The following is a 19,697-nucleotide window of genomic DNA, read 5'->3' as shown; positions in this document are numbered from 1 at the left end:
GTTCCTTTCAGATGACGTTGCTCAGGGGTCCATGATGGCACCGCAGGCCTTGACCCCGGTAAACACATGTCAAAACATCCTCAGAACCTGTTCAAGGTCTTTTCGGGGATCGCATTGGAGTGCCATCGGGATGAGTGGAAGCTTCGGATGCGCCGCATGGGCTCGTGCCCATGCAAGCAGCCGGGGCGCCAAAGCTCCGAGTTCATCGGCCCGATTTCACTCCAACCCTTCGGGCAAGTGCCTTGTGCGACCCCGAAAAGACCTTGAACAGGCTCCTACAACTTGTCCAGCGCCACGGCGGGCGACCAGTCGCTGCCAACGGGCAAGGCGCGCGCCTCTGCCACGCGCTGCTGTAGGCGCAGCGCCGCGGCATCCCCAGGCACGCGTGCCAGCACCTGTGCCAGATAGCCGCTGGCACCGTCCCAATCGCGCGCGTGGAAGGCACTGAGCGCGGCCAGGCTGGCATCCCGCACAGCGGCATCGTCACACGGTGTGAACACACGCACGGGCTCGGTTTTTCCCTTCACGACCACATCATCGAGCGCGCGCAGAGCCACCGAGGAAGGCAGCTGCGCGGCGGTGGCGGCAGAGAGCAGGATGCCGGTGCCAAAGGCCTTGTTGGCGCCCTCCAGCCGTGCGGCCAGGTTCACCGCATCGCCAATCGCGGTGTACGAAAAGCGCTGCTCCGACCCCACGTTGCCCACCACCACCCGCCCCGTGTGCAGGCCAATGCGCATGTGGATGGGCGGCAGGCCCCGCGCACGCAGGTCGGCCACCAGCACCTGCATGGCCTGCTGCATGGAGATGGCCGCAGTCACCGCGTGCTCGGCGTGCTGCGGGTCGTCGAGCGGCGCCCCCCAAAAGGCCATCACCGCGTCGCCGATGAACTTGTCCACCGTGCCACCCGTGGCGTGCACGATGGGCGTCATGGCGTTGAAATACGCGGTGAGCACTTCCACCGTCTGCTCGGCACTCAGCTGCTCCGATAGCGTGGTGAAGTTGGCCAGGTCGGTGAACATGAGCGTGACCTCGCGCGCCTCTCCGCCCAGGCGCATCAGCTCGGGCTGCGCAATGAGGCGCGAGACCACGGCGGGCGGCACATACTGCGCAAACATCGCCCGCGTCTGGCGCGCGCGCCGGCGCACAAAGGCATAACCCGCCAGCGCCGCTGCACCATAGACCGCCAATGCCGCCGCCGCAGGCAGCAAGGGCGGCCACCACAGCTGAAAGCGCCCGAACAGCCACCACGAGGCTCCCGCTATCGCCGCCACCAGCGCCGCCGCCAGCGCTGCGGCGCCCGCCGGGTGCAGCCTGCGGTTGCCCCATAGCAGCAAGGGGACCAGCAGCGCTACGAGGGCCAGCGTCCAGCCTTCGGGCACGCTGCGCAGCCCGCCGCCGGTGAGGTAGTTGTCCACCAGCGTGGCCTGCAGTTCCACACCGGGAAACAGGCGCTCGCCCCCTGCGGTGCCAAACGGTGAATTGAACAGGTCGGCCTGCGACCGCGACAACTCGGTCGCGGTGCGCGCCGAGCGCCCCACCAGCACGATCTTGTTCTTGAAGAAGCCCGCTGGCAGCAGGCCCGGCTCCAGCGCCTGGTAGTACGAGCGCGTGTCAAACGTGCCGCGAGGGCCCCGGTAGCCGATCCAGTCGAAGTGGCGCAGCACCGGCAGCTTGCCGCGCGCCTCGGCCGCGCGCTGGGCCAGCCGCAGGGCAAAACCCTCGCGCGCCACGGGCACACGGCGCACCACAAAGTCATCGTCGGGCTCCACCCCGGCATCGCCCGCATCGGCTCCGGCGTCCAGAAACCGCTGCAGTGGCATCACGTCCAGCCACAGCGCAGCGTTGCTGCTGTCGATCTTTTCACGGGTGGCGGCCAGCACCACGGGGCCGGTCTCTGCGATGGCCTGCGCCAGTGCGGCATCTTCGGCTTCGGTTGATGGGTCGGCGAACACGATGTCCAGGCCCACGGCGGCGGCACCCTCGTCGTGCAAACGCTTCAAAAGCGCTGCATGCACGCTGCGCGGGAAGGGCCAGGTGTGTTGCAGCTCTTGAAACGTGGGTTCGTCAATCGCCAGGATCACCACGGGCAGCGCCGTGCGCTGCGGCGCAGTCCAGGCCGTGAGCACGTCGAAGGTCTTGAACTCCAGCGCGTGCCAAGTGCGGCTGAACGTGGCCGCACCCACCAGCAGCAGCGCCAGCGCGCAGGCTGCCAGCGCGTAGACCTGTTGCTGGCGCCGGACCGCTGGCGATGCGGAATCAGAAGCGGTAGCGCGCGTCCAGAACATACCGGGTCTTTCTGCGGTCTGACTTCGGCGCCCACAGGTTCAATGCGGCCACCCCCACCACCCAGTGTTTGTCCTGCGATTCCCAGAAACCCATCAGGTCCAGGCCCCAGCCGGGTGCCATGCGCGTGAGGTTTTCCTTGTCTTCAAAACGCTCCGACCGGTACACCGCACGGCCGCTGACATAAAACCGCTGCGGGCTGACCCAGGTGGCGCCCAGCACTGCGGTGTGGCGCGGAATGTAGGGGATGCGCCCTGCCGGCCCCTCCGTGTCGTAAATATGGCTATCGCTGCCCTGGTAGAGGTACTTTGCGTAGCCCGACCAGCGCCGGTTGAACATGTGGTTGACACCGGCACCGAGGGTCTTGAGCGTGCCGCTGTCAAAGCTGGGGGAGTCTTCCAGCAAGTCGGTATTGGAGAGGTTGACCAACTGGGTGTTGCGCATCTCCTCCAGGAAAGGCAGGCTCGGCGTGCGCAAGTCGACACCCACCATGCCGGGGTTGCGCACGCGCAGGTGGTCTGCGCGCAGGCTCAGGAAGGTGTTGGCGCCCAGTTCCATGCCCAGTTGCGCCACGGTGCGCTTGTGGCGCCCACCAGCTTCCACGAGCCGGTCTTCCACGGGAATGCCCGCTGTTTCCACGCTGGTCAGGGTGGACACGCTGAGCGGCCGCAGCCAGTCTTGGTAGGCCATGCGCACCGTCGTGCCTGCGGCGGGTTGCCAGACAACGCCGATACGCGGCGTGACCACACGTTCCATGTCTGCCCGACGCGCTGCCTCGTCGGTAACCAGATCAAGGTTCGCGAGGTAGTAGCGAGTAAAGCCGTCCACGCGGTGGCGAATCTGCTGAAGCCCCAGTGCGGCGTCCAGGTTCAACGCGGCGTCCAACCGCTGGGTGGTCGCCAGGGTGAGGCCGGTATACCGCCGGTCAATCCGGTTGTAGCCCAACGCAATCAAATAGTCCGTGTAAAGCCCCACACCGGGGATGTCGGCCGCCACCACGCTTTCGCCTGCCAACACATTGTTCTGCCGCTCACGCACGTGCTCCAGCGCAAGGCTCCAACGACTGCCCGGTGCGGTGTCCAGGGTGTGGCGCAACTGCAGATCGGTCAACTGTTTGCGTGGTGCAGTGCTGAAGCTTGTCACCGTCACCAAAGGCGGGTCGATATACACCGTGGGGTAACGCAGATACTCGTTGTTTTCCACACTGCGGCCCAGCTTGATCCATGTCTGCTCCGTCGGCCCCCAGCGGTACGCTAGGCCCAAAGCGCCTTGGCTGTTCGTGTTGTCAATGGACGTCTCAGGCAGGTTCTGGCTCCGCATGCGGGCCTCGAACTGGTTCCCATAGGCAAACAGATTGATGCGTTCCGTGGGCTGCATGCCAACACCTGCAGTCACGGCGCGCCCGGTCAGATCGCCATAGCCGCCCCGCACCGCCGGGGCCTGATTGTTCAGCAGATCAAAAGGCAACTCGCTCACGCTGACCGACTGCGCTTTGAAGAACCAGGAAGTGGGCACATAGCTGTTGTTCATGCCATTGAGCGTGATGGCGGGTGCACGCGACCGTGCATCCTCCTTGTCCAGCGTCACCCCCACCGCCCCATGCGCCCCGGGTTGCTGCAGCAGCGACGAATACCGCTGGCTCGCCCCAAACGCCATCGGGTCTGTGAGGAAACCCTGGAACAGCGCCGAGTTCTTGTTGAACTCGCCCGCATACCGGTCTGCCAAGAACAGGTGGCTTCCGCCCCAGTACGGATAGAAGCTCTGCTGCGCCAGTTCCAGCGCCCAGTCTTCCATGCCAAAGAAGGCCATGGAGGCACCCAGGTTGGCGCTGCCTTTCTGGTCGTTGGCGACCTGGTTGAGCGACTTGAGGTAGGGCATGCGTTGCACCGCTGCGCGCGCAGCCTCCACCGCTTCGCCGGGCTGGAACAGGTCGGTGTGGATCTGTGCCAGCAGCATGTAGGGCACGGGGTCCTTGTCGTCCAGGCTGCTGGCCTGGCGCAGCGTGGCCAGTGCGTCCTGGTGGCGGCCGAGCTGGTAGTACGCCACGGCCGTCCAGGTCTTGGCGCGGGCGTAGCGGGGCTCCATCACACCCGCGCGCAAAAAGGCATCCAGCGCCGCCTGCGGGTTGCCCTGCTTGAGGTGCAGCAGCCCCTGGCCGGTGAGCGCCACATAGTCCGCCGGGTTGTCGCCTAAAGCGGTGGCAAAGGCTTGGCCCGCCTCGGTGAACTGGTTGGTGAAGGTTTCCAGCGTGCCCAGCTCGCCCCAGGCGCCTGGGCTTTGGGGCGACAGTGCCAGCGCCTGCTGCAGATTGGCGCGGGCGGGGCGGGCGTCTTCGCGTTCGGTGTGGGCACTGCCCAGGCCCTGCCAGCCCCGGGCGTCTTGCGGCGCGAGCTGCGTGGCCTCGGTGTACGCACTCAGTGTGCCGGGGGCATCGCCCCGGCGGCGGGCCAATTCAGCCCGCACCATCGCAAGCTCTGCATGCGCCATGGCCTGTGCCGGGGCCAGCGTGGCGGTGGCCTCGTCCACGCGGTCGCTCAGCAGTTGCACCCGGGCCAGCTGGGCCACCAGGGCCGGGTGCGCGGGCCAGCGCTGCAGGGCGGTGCGCAGCGTGGTGGCCGCAGCGGCCGCGTCGCCTTCCATGAGCCACACATCCGACTGCATGAGCCAGACCGGCAGCGGGGCGGCCGGCGTGGCCGCCTGGCGGGCCAGCTGTTCGCGCGCAGCGAGGACATCGCCCGCCTGCAGCGCGATGGCAGCCTCCATCACGGCCACCCAGGGTGCGGGTGCGCTGCCGTTTGCTTTCGCCTGCGCCAGCGCGGCACGCGCGGCGGGCAGATCGCGGGCCACCTGCGCGGTGCGCACGGGGGCCAGCGCTTCGGGCACGGTCTCGGCGGCCAGGTGCGGCAGCGGGTCGGCGCGCAGGGCGTTGACCCACTGGATGCGGTCGCGCGGCTGGCTCAGCACCAGTTTGACCGGGGCCTTGCCCACTTCGGCATAGGCGGCCTCGTTGGCGCCCACCGACACCTGCCCCTGCGCATTGGAGAACTCCACCGTGCCCGACAGCACGGTCAGCAAGGTACGGCCGTCGTCTTCCACGCTGATGTCCCAGTCGGTGCCCCGGATCGCCGCCGTGGCCGCCGGGGTTTCCAGGTTCAGCCGTGAGCCATCGGCGCGGCGCGTCTGCGTCCAGGCCCGGCCCGCGTTGAGCAGCAGCGTGGTCACCGGCTGGGCGGGTGTGGCCACGCCCTTGACCTGCAGCACCGTGTTTTGGTGCAGGCGCAGCTGGGTGTCGTCGGCAAACAGCAGGGCCATCCGCGCGGCTTGCCGGGTGCGCACGAAATCGCCCGTGGCGAGGGCCTGGGCCGGGCGAGCGGGCTGCCAGTCGGCTGCAGCTGCGGCACGCTGGTCGCCCGTGCCCTGCAGGCTGACGATCTCGGCGGCAGCACCTGCGGGCACAGCGGCCTGGGCCAGCAGCGGCCAGGCCAGGGCGGTCAACGTGGCCAGCGCCGTGAGCGCGGGCAGGCAATGCTTCTTGTGGGACATGTCATGGGCTTTCGGGGAAGGCTGGAGGGGCACCACCTGGCGCAGCCTCCCTGGCGCCCGGCGAGCAGAAATTATGGCCAGCCCACCGCCCCAACCGGCCTCTTGCGAGACACCGCACGGTTGCATTTTCATGAAGAAAGCCACATTTCGTAGCACTGCTTTACCGGCGGCAGGCCTCGCGCAGCCCTGCACGGCCCCTTCCTACAGACGTGGCGCGGGGGCGGTGCTACAAATTGGTAACCCAAGATTGCATTGATCACACGCCCCGCGCGTGTTCCCTGGAGCCCACCACCCATGCCCGCCGCACCCCGCCTCAAGATTGGCCTGTCCGCCTGCTTTCAACACGCCGACCCCGCCCGCCCGTTGTTCACTGGCAAGACGCTGCAGTACGTCGAGCAGTCCATCGCCCACTGGCTCATGTCGGCCGGTGCCATGGTGGTGATGGTGCCCTGCCCCACGGGCGAGACGGCACGCGGTGACGTGACGCTGGACCACTATGCCGAGTGGCTGGACGGCATCGTGATGCACGGTGGCGCCGACGTGTGGCCGGGCAACTATGGCGAGGAGCCCCTGCGCGAAGAGTGGGTGGGCGACCGCGTGCGCGACCTGTACGACCTGGCCGTGGTGAAAGCCTTTGCCCAGGTGGGCAAGCCCATCTTTGGCGTGTGCCGGGGCCTGCAGCTCATCAACGTGGCCTTTGGCGGCGCGCTGTACCAGGACATCGAGACCCAGCACCCCGGTGCGCAGCAGCACCGCAACGCCAGCACCTACGACCAGCATTTCCACGACATCCAGATCCTTCCCGACTCGCACCTGGCCACGCTGTACCCCAACACGCCACGCGCTCGGGTCAACAGCATTCACCACCAGGGCATCAAGCGAGTGGCGCCCGAGTTTGTGGTCGAGGCCCTGAGCGAGCCCGACGGCGTGCCCGAGGCGATTCGCCTCAAGCCCGCGCCGGGGCGCGGCTACATCGCCGCCACGCAATGGCACCCGGAGTTCCACAAGCAGGGTTCAGACACGCTGGACGACACGGCCATCCTGAATGACTTTCTGGCGGCGTGCGAACAGGCCAAGGCCCACCCACGGCCGGTGCTGCGCCCCGCGCCTTCGTTGCGGGAACGGGCGGCGCGGCGGCTGCGAAAGGCGCTGTCACGGCAGCGCGACTGACCCTGCGGGTCAGGCACCTTCCACAGGCAACACAGCGGCCAAGACATCTTGCAGCTGCGCCCGCAGCCAGCGGTGTGCCGCGTCTTGCTGGTAGCGCACATGCCAGATCAGGTACATGGGCAGACTGGGGCAGGCCACGGGCACCGGCACACCCGCCAGCGCGGCCAACGCGGTGCGCCCCATCAGCGACGGCGCTGTAGTGAGCAGCGAGGTGCCCCGCACAAACGCGGGCAGCGCGGCAAAGCCCGGCACGCGCACCACCAGGCGGCGGCGCACGCCACGTGCTTCCAGTTGCCGGTCCAGTTCCAGCCCCCGGTGCGCCTCGTAAGCCACCGTGGCGTGGTCCGCCGCCAGGTACTCCGCCTCTGAGGCCGGAGCGCTGCGCACGGCCGGGTCATAGAACACGCGGTATTGGTCTTCAAACAGACGCTTCTGCACGATGTCGGTGCCCTCGGGCGGGCGGGGGCTGATGACCAATTGGCACGCGTCAGACCGCAGCAGCTCGGCACTTGGCGCGCCGCTGGGCACGATGCGCAGCGTGACGCACGGTGCGGCAGTGCGCAGGCGCGCGGCCAGCGCGGGCAAAAGCAGGTCGCGCTGAAAGTCGTTGGCGGCGATGGTCAGCTCGGTCTGCCAGGCGCTCGGGTCAAACTCGGCCCCTTGGGCAAACAGCTGCATCTGGTGCAGCATGTCACGCGCGGGCTGGGCCAGGGCCTCGGCCCGGGCGGTGGGCACGATGCCACGCCCGCGCTTCACAAAAAGCGGGTCACCGGTAATGGCGCGCAGCTTGTCGAGCAGGTGGCTCACGGCCGACTGGGTGACGCCCAGGCGATCAGCCGCCGCCGTGATGCTGCCCGTCTCCAGCACGGCCAGCAGCAGCTTCAGCAGGTGTCCGTCCAGCGCTGATCCATCGAAATTGCTCATGCATTCGATGATGTTTTGAGGCTTCATCTTTGGCAATGGCATCGCGACACTGCGGGCTGACTTACATCAAGCCCCGGAGACTTCCATGCCTTCCCCACTGCCCCCGATCCCCGGCACCACGCCGTTCGATGGCGACCAGGCCCGCAAGGGCTATGCGCTGAACAAGATGTGCTTTTCGTTCAACGACGAGGCCAACCGCAAGGCTTTTCTGGCCGACGAAGAGGCGTACATGAAGCAATACGGCCTGAACGAGCAGCAGGCCGCCGCCATCCGCGCCAAGAACGTGCTGCAGCTGATTGCCGCGGGCGGCAACGCCTATTACCTGGCCAAGTTCGCGGGCATCTTCAAGCTGGACATGCAGGACATCGGCGCGCAGCAGACGGGCATGACCAAAGACGAATTCAAGGCCATGCTGGTCGCAGCGGGCAAATAAGGAGACATCACATGGCACAACTCATCGGCGGCCTCGGCACCTCGCACATCCCGGCCATTGGCAACGCCATCCACAAGGGCCTGCAGAACGATCCGTACTGGAAGCCCTTCTTCGACGGCTTTCCGCCCATCCGCCAGTGGCTGGGAGAGAAGAAGCCGGACGTGGTGGTGATGTTCTACAACGACCACGGCCTGAACTTCTTCCTCGACAAGATGCCCACGTTTGCCGTGGGCGCGGCGGCGCAATACAACAACGCCGACGAAGGCTGGGGCATCCCCACGCTGCCGCCCTTCCCGGGCGAGGTGGACTTGTCGTGGCACCTCATCAACACGCTGGTCGAGCAGGAGTTTGACGTGACCACCTGCCAGGAGATGCTGGTGGACCACGCCTGCACGCTGCCGCTCAAGCTCTTCTGGCCCGAGGGCGATTGCCCCGTGACGGTGGTGCCGGTGTGCATCAACACCGTGCAGTTCCCGCTGCCATCGGCCAGGCGCTGCTACGCGCTGGGCAAGGCAGTGGGCCAGGCGATCAGCAGCTGGGACAGCAACAAGAAGGTGGCGGTGATCGCCTCGGGCGGGCTCAGCCACCAGCTCGACGGCGAGCGCGCGGGCTTCATCAACAAGGCGTTTGACCTGCAGTTCATCGAGAGCCTGACCACCAACCCCGAATGGGCCACGCAGTTCAGCGTGCACGAGCTGGTGGAAAAGACCGGCACCCAGGGCGTGGAGCTGCTGATGTGGCTGGCCATGCGGGGCGCCCTGGCCACTGCGAGTGCGGGCGTGCAGCGGGTGCACAGCAACTATCACATCCCCATTTCGAACACGGCCACGGCGGTGATGGCCCTCGAAACGGAGTAATCCTGCAATTTTCAGCTGATTTTGGCTGCAAGCGCATGATTTTCATAAGTTTTCAGCTATCAAATCAGGAGCATATTGCCGCTATCGCTTGACCCCAGGCTGGCGTCAGACAATCAAAATACTGTAAATTCATCCAGTGAATTTACAATCCAAACTCGCCATCCTGGCCGACGCCGCCAAGTACGACGCCTCGTGTGCATCGAGCGGTGCTGCGCCGCGGAACTCGGTGGGCGGGCGGGGCATGGGCTCTACCGAAGGCATGGGCATCTGCCACAGCTACGCGCCGGACGGGCGCTGCATCTCGCTGCTCAAGATTCTGCTCACCAACTTCTGCCAGTACGACTGCCTGTACTGCGTGAACCGCTTGACCAGCAACGTGCCCCGCGCGCGCTTCACGGTCGATGAGGTGGTACAGCTCACGCTGGATTTTTACCGCCGCAATTGCATCGAGGGGCTGTTCCTGTCCAGCGGCATCATCCAGAGCCCGGACTACACGATGGAGCAGGTGGTGGAGGTGGCCCGCGTGCTGCGCGAAGAGCACGACTTTCGCGGCTACATCCATCTGAAGACCATTCCCGATGCAGCGCCGGAGCTGATGGAGCGCGCAGGCCGCTATGCGGACCGCCTGTCCATCAACATCGAGCTGCCCACGGCCGAAGGCCTCACGGCCCTGGCGCCAGAAAAAGACAGCGTCGCCATCGACCGCTCCATGGCCCGCATGGCGGTGCACATTGGAGAATCCCGCGCCGCGCGCAAGGAGCAGGCTGCACTGCCCATCGTGTCCATGCCGCAGTCGCGCACCACACGCCGCGCCAGCGTGCCGCACTTTGCGCCCGGCGGGCAGAGCACGCAGATGATCGTGGGGGCGGATACGACCAACGACCGCACCATCCTCGCCACCAGCGCGCGGCTGTACGGCGTGCACCGGCTGCGGCGCGTGTACTACTCGGCCTTCAGCCCCATCCCCGATGCGGCGCGCGCCCTGCCACTGGCCGCGCCACCCACGGTGCGCGAGCACCGGCTGTACCAGGCCGACTGGCTGATGCGCTTTTACGGTTTCACCCACGACGAGATCGTGCCGCCCAGCCAAAGCAACCCAGGCAGCCAGGCCGGCATGCTGGCGCTGGACATGGACCCCAAGCTGGCCTGGGCGCTGGCGCACCGCGAGCGTTTTCCGGTCAACCTCAACACCGCCCCGCGCGAACTGCTGCTGCGCGTGCCCGGCTTTGGCGTGCAGACGGTGGACCGCCTGCTGGCCGCGCGCCGCGTGCGCCGCCTGCGGCATGCGGACCTGGCGCGGCTGCATGTGCCGCTGAAGAAAGTGCTGCCCTTTGTGGAGGCGGCCGACTACCGCCCCGGCCGTGCGCTGGACGCTGCCGACCTCGCCGCGCAGTTGACGCCGCCGCCGGTGCAGCGCAGCCTGTTCTGAGCTGGAGAGGCCCGCATGCAGCGCCACACCATCACGCTGGACCACGCCACCGACTGGCCCGGTTTTCGCCAAGCGGCACGCGCCCTGGTGCAAGCCAACGTGCCTCCGCAGGCTGTGGACTGGCGCTGCCAGGCGGATGCCGCTGAAGACCTGTTCGCGCCCGAGCTTGCTGCCAGCCACACCTTGCCCAGCCCAGCCCCCGATGCGCCGCCGCTGCGCGTACCGCCCGATTTTGTGCACCTGTGCGAGCAGCTCATCCTGCACCGCGACCCCGCCCGCTTTGCGCTGATGTACCGCCTGCTGTGGCGCATGGCGCAGGGCGGCCATGAAGCCGAAGCCGCGCGGCACGACCCGCTGGACGCCGACCGCATGTTGGCCCACCACATGGTCCGCAGCGTGCGGCGGGACATCCACAAGATGCACGCCTTTGTGCGCTTTCGGCCCGTGGTGGAGCCCGATGGCCAGACCCTGCACATGGCCTGGTTCGAGCCCGACCACTACATCACCGTGGCCAACGCGGGCTTCTTCATCCGCCGCTTCACACAGATGCGCTGGGCCATCCTCACGCCCGACGCCAGCGTGCGCTGGGACGGCCAGCAGCTGCACACCGGCCCCGGGGCGCAGCGCAGCGACGCGCCGCCGCCCGATGCGGGCGAGGCACTGTGGCTCACCTACTACCGCCACATCTTCAACCCCGCGCGGCTCAAGCTGGCCATGATGAAAAAGGAGATGCCCACGCGCTACTGGCACAACCTGCCCGAGGCGGCTCTCATCACCGAGCTGGCGCAGACGGCGCACGAGCGCAGCGGGCAGATGGTGGAAGCCGAAGCCACAGTGCCGCGCAGGCGGATCGCGGAGACACCGACCCGGGCGCGGCGCGCGGGGGGCGCACCGCTCAGCCCAGCGCCGCCTCACGCATCACCCGGAACTGGGGGGCCGATACCGGCGGTGTCCAGCGCCAAGGCAGCACCTGCGGCCGCCACAGGGCGCGCAGCACTGTGAGGCGCAGCACACGCTGTGCACCGGGCCAGGGCGCACGCGCTGCGCTGTCCCACAGCACCTCGGCCTGCGCGGCAATGTGCAGCAAGCCGCCCTCTTCATAGTCCACCACCAGCAAGCCTGCCAGCGGGTGCAGGGCGAGGTTGCCCAGGGTGTTGAAGAACTGGTTGCCAGGGTAGTCCGGCAGGCTCAGCACCACGCCGGCCTCCGTGTTCGCCACCTGCACAAAGCCTGCCTCGCCGCCCCGGTGCGATACATCCACGCCTTCGCTGTGCTCGGCACCAGGGCGTGGCGCCGAGGCACTGGCGATGAACAGGGTGTCGGCACGCTGCACGCGCGCGATGGCGGCGGCGTCCAGTCCGGCGCCCAGCCACTGCACCGGGCCCGGAGCGGCCAGCGCAGCGCGCAGGCCTGGCTCCCGTGCCTGGATGTATTTGGGGCAGTTGCCAAAGCTCTGCACCACCTGCACGTCCAGGCCGCTATCGCCAAACGCTGCCACCCGCCCGTTCATGCGGTTGCGCCGCCGCGTGTGCGGCTCCAGCCCCAACACGCCCACGGCCGCGCCTGGCGCCAGGTGTGTGAGCACCGGGTCCTTGGAATCCGGCGCAGTCGCGATCTGCATGTGCTGCGCATCGGGGGTGTGCACAAACCCAGGCGGTCCGGCAAGCATCGTGGCCCACGGCTGGCCTTGTTCATCCAGCGTCCCCAGCAGCAAGGTGGGCAGCTTTTCAAACAGCTCACGGTGCTGGTCGGGCATGTGGTCGCGCAACACCATGGCACCCACGGCCGCCATGCGCTCGCGCACGCCCACGCGCGCCTGCAGGGCCTGCTCACCGCGGTGGAAAGCCTCGGGCGGCACCGGCGCCGCAACCGATGCAGCGGCCACGGTGGCTGTCATGCCGCCACCTGCTCGGCAGTGGGCAGCTGGTCGGCCAGCACCGGGTAGCCCGGCAAGGCCTGCATGCGCGCCACCCAGGCCGCAATGCGCGGGTAGGCATCCAGCGGCAGTCCCGCCAGATGGGCCTGCGAGGTGTAGCTGACCATGGCCACATCGGCCAGGCTGGGCGCTGAACCCCCGAGCAACCAGGCCCGCCCCTGCAGTTCGTCCTCCATGAAGGCGAGCAGGCGCTTGCCGGTGGCCTGCGCCACCTCGTTCACGGCACGGCCCGTCAACGTCGCAAAGCGCGGCCCTCCGATGCCCGGCGCCAGAAAGCCCGCCGCCAGGCTGAACCAGCGCTGCAACTGAGCCTGCCCCACGGCGTCTTGTGGCAGCCAGGCACTGCCGGGGGCGTAGCGCTGCACCAGATAAACCAGGATGCCATTGCTGTCACTCAGCACCTGGCCCGCGTCCACCAGCACGGGCACCTGGCCCAGCGGGTTGAGCGCCAGAAACTCCGCGCGCTGGTGTTCGCCGCGCAGCAGATTCACATCAATCAGTTCATAGGGCAAGCCGAGCAGGGACAGCATCAGCTCCACGCGATGGCAATGGCCCGAGATGGGCATGCGGTACAGCTGGAGCGGGGTGGTGGGGAACATGGTGAGGCCTCGTCGGTGGGTGAGTGAAAAGATGGCTCGACGATATCTATTGCAATCTGCGATGTGAATAACCAATCACCGCTTTTCATAATTGCCACATTCGCAATAATGGGGTGCATGGACTATCTCGACACCTTGCGCTGTTTTGTGACCGTGGCGGACGCCGGCGGCTTTGCCGTGGCGGGCCGGCGGCTGGGCTGCTCCGCCACGGCCGTCACGCGCGCCATTGCGGCGCTGGAGGCGCGGCTGGGTGTGCTGCTGTTCCAGCGCAGTACGCGTTTGGTGCGGCTGACCGAGGCGGGCGAGCGCTTCTTGCACGACTGCCGCCCCCTCTTGAACGACCTGCACGAGGCCGAGCAGGCAGCCAGCGGTGCACAGGCCGAGGCCCAGGGGCTGCTGTCCATCACCGCACCGCAGATGTTCGGCATCCAGCACGTGGCGCCCATCGTGCAGGGCTTCTTGCACGCCCAGCCGCGTGTGCAGGTGCGCACGCTGTTCGTCAACCGCCTGGTGCACTTGCTTGATGAGGGCATGGACGTGGCCATCCGCATCGCGCACCTGCCTGACTCCGGCCTCACTGCCGTGCAAGTGGGTGCGCTGCGCCGCCTGGTGGTGGCGTCTCCCGCCTACCTGGCGCAACACGGCGAGCCCCGGCACCCCCACGAGCTTGCCGCGCACCGCGCCATCGGCTTCTCATTCGATGCGCGGGCCGTGGCGCCCTGGAAGTTCAAGGACGGCGCCACGGGCCAGCCGCAGTTTGCGTGGATCAGCAACAGCAACGAGGTGGACATCGCCGCTGCCGAAGCAGGCCTGGGCCTCACGCGCTGCCTGGCCTACCAGGCCGCCGCCAGCCTGCGCGCGGGGCGGCTGCGCATCGTGCTGGCCGAGCACGAACTACCGCCCGTGCCCGTGCACATCGTCTACCCCGCCGGGCGGCGCGCACCGGCCAAGGTGCGCGCGTTTGTGGAGTTTGCGCGCGAGCGGCTGGTGGCAGAGCCGGTGCTGCGCGGGCGTGGGCTGGTGCGCGGCGGAGCGCAGTGACAGGCCATACTTCGAGTATTTTTGGCCTCTAGCGCTTATCCATCAAGCGCTGGTAGCTATCAATTTTGAACTTCATGCGGGGCAGCATTGTTCAACTGGGATGGGACCCTCGCCCGCTCTTTCACCGTGAAACGGAACACGCTACCCGGAGCGGCGGCCGCATCTGGAATACTTGCGCCCTGTGGACACGAGATGTGCGAACGCGCCCGTCACTCACCCATCCAGCGGCCATCCGCTGGAACCCAGCGAACGCAATGACCCGCCGCCCGCCATCCAAGAACGAAAGAAACGAGACAGCACCATGAGCATCTTCGACCGGCTTCTGGGCAGTGTGCGCAAACCGACGGGGAAGCCCGAAGCCCCCCCCGTCCCACCAGCGGCACCCGTGGAACGCCGCCAGCGCAAACGTGTCAACGCCCGCAAGGGCACCACGGTGCTGATCATTGACGACTCGCCGACTGTTGTGGCCGTGCTGCGCAAGGCACTTCGATCTGCAGGCTATGACACCCGCGAGGCGCTCGACGCCGAGCAGGGCCTCGCCCTGATCGCAGAGGAAGCGCCCGAACTGATCTTCCTCGACATCATCCTGCCGGGCATGAACGGGTTCAACGCGCTGCGCGCGATCCGCAAATTGCCCGCTTCGCAGCACATCCCCGTGATCATGATCAGCGGCAACGAGCATGCCACCGAGCAGTTCTACGCCAACCGCATCGGCGCGGACGACTTCATGAAGAAGCCGTTCTCGCGCCACGAGATCTTTGCCCGCATCGAGGCACTGCTCGACGAGGAGTTCATCCCCCGGCGCAAGGTGGACGCCGCGCCAACGTCCTCGCCCACTGCGGCCGCTCCAGCCACGCCCACCGCGCCCTGAGATGCAGGCCGATCACGCCGCTTTCTCAGCCGCGATCACATGAAAAGTCCTCCAGGTTCTCAAGCTGCAGGTGGTGCACAGACGCGCAGTGCCGCCGCCGTGGCCTGCAGGATCTCGTCCGAAAAGTCCGGATCGTCCACCGCGCGCGCCAGCACCATGGCGCCGACCATGCTCGCGTAGTCGGCCAGCGCGCGCTGGCGTTTGGCCGCCTTGGTGCGGCCGGGCATCAGCGTAGCCAGGGCGTCCACCTGTTTTTGCACCCCATCGGTCACGGCCTGCCGCACGGCGGGGCCCTGGCGCGCGGCGTCGCTGCCCAGCGCGGCCAGCAGGCAGCCGTGGCCGGGCGCGTCGCGATGTCGGGCTGACAGGTAGGCAGATTCCACCGCTCCCAGCGGGTCTTTCCCGTTGTGTGCAGCGTCGCGCGCCAGCGCAGCCCAAGCGGTGTGCAGCTTGCCCAGCGCGCGTTCGGTGGCCTGCGCCATGAGGTCGTCCTTGGATGCAAAGTGGCCATAGAAGCCACCGTGCGTCAGCCCCGCGCTCTTCATGAGGTCGGCCACGCCAATGCCATCGAAACCTTTCTCACGGAACAGCTGCGCGGCCGTGTCCAGGATGCGCTCGCGGTTTTCTGCCATCTGTTCCTTGCTGACTTTCATCGCATTTCCCCTGTTTGCTGCGCTGTCTGAAATCACCCGCTTGACATTTTAAATGATGGTCGTCATATAATTTAAACATGATAGCCATCATGTAAAGCATCTTTCACCTTTTTCTGTTTTCTTCAGGAGCCTTTCATGTCCACTGCTGCATCCCATTCATCCCGCACCTCTATGCCCTCCCTGGGCACTGCTGTTGTCACCGGCGCATCGTCCGGCATAGGGGCGGTGTATGCCGACCGCCTGGCCCGGCGCGGCTATGACCTGGTGCTGGTGGCCCGCGACGCTGCACGCCTGACGGCTCTGGCCGACCGCCTGGCACGCGAGACCGGCGTACGCACCGAGGTGCTGCAGGCCGACCTGACCAACCCCGCCGACCGGGCCCGCGTGGAGCAGCGCCTGCAGTCGGACGCCAGCATCACCTTGCTGCTCAACAACGCAGGCATGGCCGTGAGCGGCACGTTCCTCGAGTCCGACATCGATGCGGTGGAACGCATGATTGCGCTCAATGTGGTGGCGCCCACGCGGCTTGCAGCGGCCGTGGCCAAGGGGTTTGCAGCACGCAAGGCGGGCACGCTGATCAACATCGCATCGGTGCTGGCGCTGGTGCCCGAGATGTTCAGCGGCACCTACAGCGGCACCAAGGCCTATGTGCTCAACCTCTCCAAGTCACTGCAGGCCGAACTGGGCAGCCACGGCGTGCGCGTGCAGGCTGTGCTGCCGGGCGCTACACGCACGGAGATCTGGGACCGCGCGGGCACACCCATCGCCCACCTGCCGCAAGAGATGCTGATGGATGTGGACACCATGGTGGACGCAGCGCTGGCAGGCCTGGACCAGGGTGAAGAGGTGACCATCCCGTCGCTAGAAGCCGTGCATGAGTGGAGCGCACTGGAAGACGCCCGCCGCGCGCTGGGCCCCTTCCTGTCGCTGCGCGACCCGGCACGCCGCTACCTGGCCGCCGCTGTCGCCTAACCCGCAACCCACCCCACCAAACGTCACCCCCGAAAGGCATCGCCATGAAAGCCCTGATCACCGCCTATGCCCGCTCGCCCTTCCACTTTGCGCGCAAGGGCGCGCTGGCCGGCATGCGCCCCGACACCCTGGCCGCACAGGTGGTCTCCGGCCTGCTGCAGCGCACCGGCATTGACCCCTCCACACTCGAAGACGTGATTGCCGGCTGCGCCTACCCCGAGGCAGCGCAGGGCAACAACATCGCGCGCATCGTGTCGCTGCTCGCGGGCCTGCCGCACGAGCTGGGCGGCATGACGGTCAACCGCTTCTGCGGCTCGTCCATGTCAGCCATCCACATCGCCGCCGCGCAGATCGAGGCGGGCCTGGGCGAGGCATACCTGTGCATCGGCGTCGAGTCGATGACCATGGTGCCGCAGGGCGGCTTCAACTTCTCGCCCCACCCCGCGCTGTACGAACACAGCGACGCCTACATCAGCATGGGCGAGACGGCCGAGAACGTGGCGCAACGCTACGCGGTGACGCGCGCCGACCAGGAGGCGCTGGCCGTGGCATCGCACCGCAAGGCGGCCGCCGCGCGCGATGCAGGCCGCCTGCAGGCCGAGATCGTGCCGATCACGCTGGCATCCGGCGACATGGTGGCGCAGGACGGATGCATCCGCCCCGGCACCACGCCCGAGGCCCTGGCCGCGTTGCGCCCCGCGTTCAGGGACGATGGCGTGGTCACCGCAGGCACCTCATCGCCATTGACCGATGGCGCCGTGGCCGTGCTGGTCACCACCGAAGCCTATGCCACCCGCCATGGCCTGGCGCCCCTGGCCCGCATCCTGGCGATGGCAACCGCGGGCGTGGACCCCGCCTACATGGGCATGGGCCCGGTGCCCGCCACGCGCAAGGCACTTGCGCGCGCAGGCATTGCGGCACAGGACCTGGATGTGGTGGAAATCAACGAAGCGTTTGGATCACAGGCCCTGGCCTGCATCCGCGAACTGGGCCTGCGCGAGGACGCGATCAACCTGGACGGTGGCGGCCTGGCCATCGGCCATCCGCTGGGCGCCACAGGTGCGCGCATCACCGGCAAGGCGGCGGCACTGCTGCTGCGAGAGAAGGGCCGCTATGCGCTGGCAACGCAGTGCATAGGCGGCGGGCAGGGGATTGCGACGGTGCTGGGGGCCGTGTAGCAATCTGCCGTGATCAGTGCTGGTGGCCGTGTGCCCCGTGCACATGGCGGTGTGCAATTTCTTCAGCACTGGCAGCGCGCACTTCGGTGACCTTGCAACTGAACTTCAGCGCCTGCCCGGCCAGCGGGTGGTTGCCGTCCAGGTGCACTTCGGGGCCCTTTATCTTGACGACGTTGAACAGAGCGGGCTGGCCGTCAGTGCCCATGCCCTGCAGCTGGCCGCCCACCTTCACGCCCGGGGGGAACTCGGTCTTGGGGATGGTGCGCACCAGGCTTTCGTCGCGGGCGCCGAAGGCGTCTTCCACGGCCAGGTCCAGCGCGGTGGTGAAGCCGACGGCCTGGCCTTCGAGGGCGGCTTCGACCTTGGGGAAGATGTTTTCATAGCCGCCGTGCAGGTATGACAGGCTGCCCGCGTCCAGCGGCTTGCCCTGCGGTGTAGTGACCTTGTACGTGATGGTGACGGCGGTGTCTTTGGTGATGGTGGTGGCCATGGTGGTATCTGCTTGCGCTAAAAGCGTGCATTGTCCACGAGGCGCCCGGTGGCCGCCGGGCACCTCGGGGGCGGGGCGCGCCGCCCCGGCTTACGCGCCAGCCGTCGCCTCTGCCGGCCGCTCTTCTTCCGCCTGCCCCGGATACCGCGCAAACCGCCGTGCCTCGGTGCCATGCACCGGGTCCTGGTCGGGCCAAGGCCACCCGCCGAACTGGGTGCGGCGGTAGTCGTTCATGGCCTGCATGATCTCCGCCTGCGTGTTCATCACAAACGGGCCGTACTGCGCCACGGGCTCGCCAATGGGGCGGCCCTGCAGCACCAGGCATTCGACGGCGGTGGTACCGGTGTTGGTCAGGGTCCAGTCCTCGGTGGCCCGCACCTGCAGCGCGGCGTGGCGGTCCACGTCTTGCGGGCCGACGCGCAGGCTGTCGCCCACAAAGAAGTACAGCATGCGCTGCGTGGTCTCACCCTTCGCCGCAGGCAGTGTCCATTCAGCACCGGGCTCCAGGTGCAGCGTCCAGATGGCGACGTCGCCTTCGGGCTGGGAGGCCCAGGATTCGGGCGGCGGCGACAGCGGATCGGGCGCGCCGGGCAGCGCACCGGCCACCACCGTCACCGTGGTGGCGCGGCCTGCAGCGTCGTGGTGCACCAGGCGCGGGATGCGCTCGTTCCACAGCATGGTGAAGTGCGGCGCCACCATCTTGTTCTTCGCGGGCAGGTTCAACCAGATCTGGAACAGCTCCAGAGGGTTGGGCTCGGTGGCGTTGAGCAGCGGGAACATCTCGGAATGCACGATGCCCTTGCCGGCGGTGACCCACTGCACATCGCCGCCACCAAAACGCGCGGCCGCGCCCAGCGAATCGGAATGGTCGATGAGGCCCTTGCGCACCAGCGTCACCGTCTCAAAACCCCGGTGCGGGTGGCCCGGAAAGCCCGGCACGGTCTCGCCGTGGTACATGCTCCAGCCGTCCTTGCCGCTGAAGTCGCTGCCGATCTGGCGGTCTTCAATCGGCACGGCCGGGCCGAACGCGGCGTTGCCTGCGGGGTAGGCATCGTCATGGTGGGCGCAGAAAAGAAACGGGTCCATCGTGGGCCACTGCGGGCCAAGCAGCTGGGCGCGCACGATGGGCACCAGGGCGGTGCTTGCAGTAGCAGCAGGTGTGGACGACGACATACGGGGGCTCCTCATGTTGTGCACCGCCACGATCGGGCGGTATGCCTGTGGAATATGGAGCCTATGGTGCCTGAGCAGAAGTGCTGTGGGTGGAACAGTGCGATGCGGCGGGCAGGACAGTGGGGGCTTTGCACCGCGTGCTCTT

General features: G+C 67.4%; 17 protein-coding genes. 9 read left to right on the top strand and 8 right to left on the bottom strand.

The genetic code is table 11. From position 1 onward, the window contains the following. Positions 1-275: 275 nt before the first annotated feature. A complete protein-coding gene (locus ACQ4MJ_RS23035) occupies positions 276-2,285 on the bottom strand; it encodes a CHASE2 domain-containing protein (protein WP_431151151.1) in 2,010 nt (669 codons plus the stop codon). After that, positions 2,257-5,826: a TonB-dependent receptor domain-containing protein gene (locus ACQ4MJ_RS23030; protein WP_431151152.1), complete on the bottom strand. Its 3,570-nt coding sequence runs from the start codon at positions 5,824-5,826 to the stop codon at positions 2,257-2,259. The genes ACQ4MJ_RS23035 and ACQ4MJ_RS23030 overlap by 29 nt, the downstream gene beginning before the upstream one ends. A gap of 294 nt (positions 5,827-6,120) precedes the next feature. Here ACQ4MJ_RS23030 and ACQ4MJ_RS23025 point away from each other — a divergent pair, with 294 nt between their 5' ends. Further along, the gene (locus tag ACQ4MJ_RS23025) at positions 6,121-6,996 is read left to right on the top strand and encodes a gamma-glutamyl-gamma-aminobutyrate hydrolase family protein (RefSeq protein WP_218300916.1); all 876 of its coding nucleotides are present in this window, start codon (positions 6,121-6,123) and stop codon (positions 6,994-6,996) included. A gap of 9 nt (positions 6,997-7,005) precedes the next feature. Here the strand turns inward: ACQ4MJ_RS23025 and ACQ4MJ_RS23020 are convergent, their stop codons facing one another. Next, a complete protein-coding gene (locus ACQ4MJ_RS23020; RefSeq protein ID WP_431151153.1) occupies positions 7,006-7,947 on the bottom strand; it encodes a LysR family transcriptional regulator in 942 nt (313 codons plus the stop codon). Positions 7,948-8,005: 58 nt separating this feature from the next. Between ACQ4MJ_RS23020 and ACQ4MJ_RS23015 the strand changes: the two genes are divergently transcribed. The 4 genes from ACQ4MJ_RS23015 (at position 8,006) to ACQ4MJ_RS23000 (ending at position 11,641) form a co-directional block, all read left to right on the top strand. Next, entirely contained in the window at positions 8,006-8,353 is a 348-nt protein-coding gene (locus ACQ4MJ_RS23015) for a protocatechuate 4,5-dioxygenase subunit alpha (RefSeq protein WP_431151154.1), read from the top strand. An 11-nt stretch (positions 8,354-8,364) separates the two neighbouring features. After that, entirely contained in the window at positions 8,365-9,210 is an 846-nt protein-coding gene (locus tag ACQ4MJ_RS23010; RefSeq protein WP_431151155.1) for a class III extradiol dioxygenase family protein, read from the top strand. Between the two features lie 136 nt (positions 9,211-9,346). Beyond that, complete coding sequence (locus ACQ4MJ_RS23005) at positions 9,347-10,639, top strand: putative DNA modification/repair radical SAM protein (RefSeq protein ID WP_431151156.1); 1,293 nt, start codon at positions 9,347-9,349, stop codon at positions 10,637-10,639. A 15-nt stretch (positions 10,640-10,654) separates the two neighbouring features. Beyond that, positions 10,655-11,641 (top strand): TIGR03915 family putative DNA repair protein, encoded by a 987-nt coding sequence (locus ACQ4MJ_RS23000; RefSeq protein ID WP_431151157.1) that lies wholly within the window; start codon positions 10,655-10,657, stop codon positions 11,639-11,641. Here ACQ4MJ_RS23000 and ACQ4MJ_RS22995 read toward each other — a convergent pair. After that, positions 11,535-12,536, bottom strand: a complete 1,002-nt coding sequence (locus ACQ4MJ_RS22995) for a pyridoxamine 5'-phosphate oxidase family protein (RefSeq protein ID WP_431151158.1) — start codon at positions 12,534-12,536, stop codon at positions 11,535-11,537. The two genes, ACQ4MJ_RS23000 and ACQ4MJ_RS22995, sit on opposite strands and share 107 nt — an antisense overlap. Then, a complete protein-coding gene (locus ACQ4MJ_RS22990) occupies positions 12,533-13,174 on the bottom strand; it encodes a glutathione S-transferase family protein (protein WP_431151159.1) in 642 nt (213 codons plus the stop codon). Before ACQ4MJ_RS22990 ends, ACQ4MJ_RS22995 begins: the two co-directional genes overlap by 4 nt. Before the next feature lie 117 nt (positions 13,175-13,291). Between ACQ4MJ_RS22990 and ACQ4MJ_RS22985 the strand changes: the two genes are divergently transcribed. Beyond that, a complete protein-coding gene (locus ACQ4MJ_RS22985; protein WP_431151160.1) occupies positions 13,292-14,215 on the top strand; it encodes a LysR family transcriptional regulator in 924 nt (307 codons plus the stop codon). Between the two features lie 301 nt (positions 14,216-14,516). Beyond that, complete coding sequence (locus tag ACQ4MJ_RS22980; RefSeq protein WP_431151161.1) at positions 14,517-15,086, top strand: response regulator; 570 nt, start codon at positions 14,517-14,519, stop codon at positions 15,084-15,086. Positions 15,087-15,145: 59 nt separating this feature from the next. Here the strand turns inward: ACQ4MJ_RS22980 and ACQ4MJ_RS22975 are convergent, their stop codons facing one another. After that, positions 15,146-15,739 carry a TetR/AcrR family transcriptional regulator gene (locus ACQ4MJ_RS22975; protein ID WP_431151162.1) on the bottom strand — a complete coding sequence of 198 codons (594 nt, stop codon included), beginning with the start codon at positions 15,737-15,739 and terminating at the stop codon, positions 15,146-15,148. Positions 15,740-15,874: 135 nt separating this feature from the next. Here ACQ4MJ_RS22975 and ACQ4MJ_RS22970 point away from each other — a divergent pair, with 135 nt between their 5' ends. After that, positions 15,875-16,711, top strand: coding sequence for an SDR family NAD(P)-dependent oxidoreductase (locus ACQ4MJ_RS22970; protein WP_431151163.1), 837 nt, complete (start codon positions 15,875-15,877; stop codon positions 16,709-16,711). Positions 16,712-16,755: 44 nt separating this feature from the next. Then, entirely contained in the window at positions 16,756-17,889 is a 1,134-nt protein-coding gene (locus ACQ4MJ_RS22965; RefSeq protein WP_431151164.1) for a thiolase family protein, read from the top strand. Between the two features lie 13 nt (positions 17,890-17,902). Here ACQ4MJ_RS22965 and ACQ4MJ_RS22960 read toward each other — a convergent pair whose 3' ends face one another. Further along, positions 17,903-18,379, bottom strand: a complete 477-nt coding sequence (locus ACQ4MJ_RS22960; RefSeq protein ID WP_055397684.1) for an FKBP-type peptidyl-prolyl cis-trans isomerase — start codon at positions 18,377-18,379, stop codon at positions 17,903-17,905. Positions 18,380-18,469: 90 nt separating this feature from the next. Next, complete coding sequence (locus ACQ4MJ_RS22955; protein WP_431151165.1) at positions 18,470-19,552, bottom strand: pirin family protein; 1,083 nt, start codon at positions 19,550-19,552, stop codon at positions 18,470-18,472. Between the last annotated feature and the right edge of the window lie 145 nt (positions 19,553-19,697).

It is taken from the genome of Acidovorax facilis (assembly GCF_050626955.1).
Classification (GTDB): domain Bacteria; phylum Pseudomonadota; class Gammaproteobacteria; order Burkholderiales; family Burkholderiaceae_C; genus Acidovorax; species Acidovorax facilis.
Note: the sequence above shows the minus strand (reverse complement) of the source record. Positions and strands in the feature narration are given on the sequence as shown.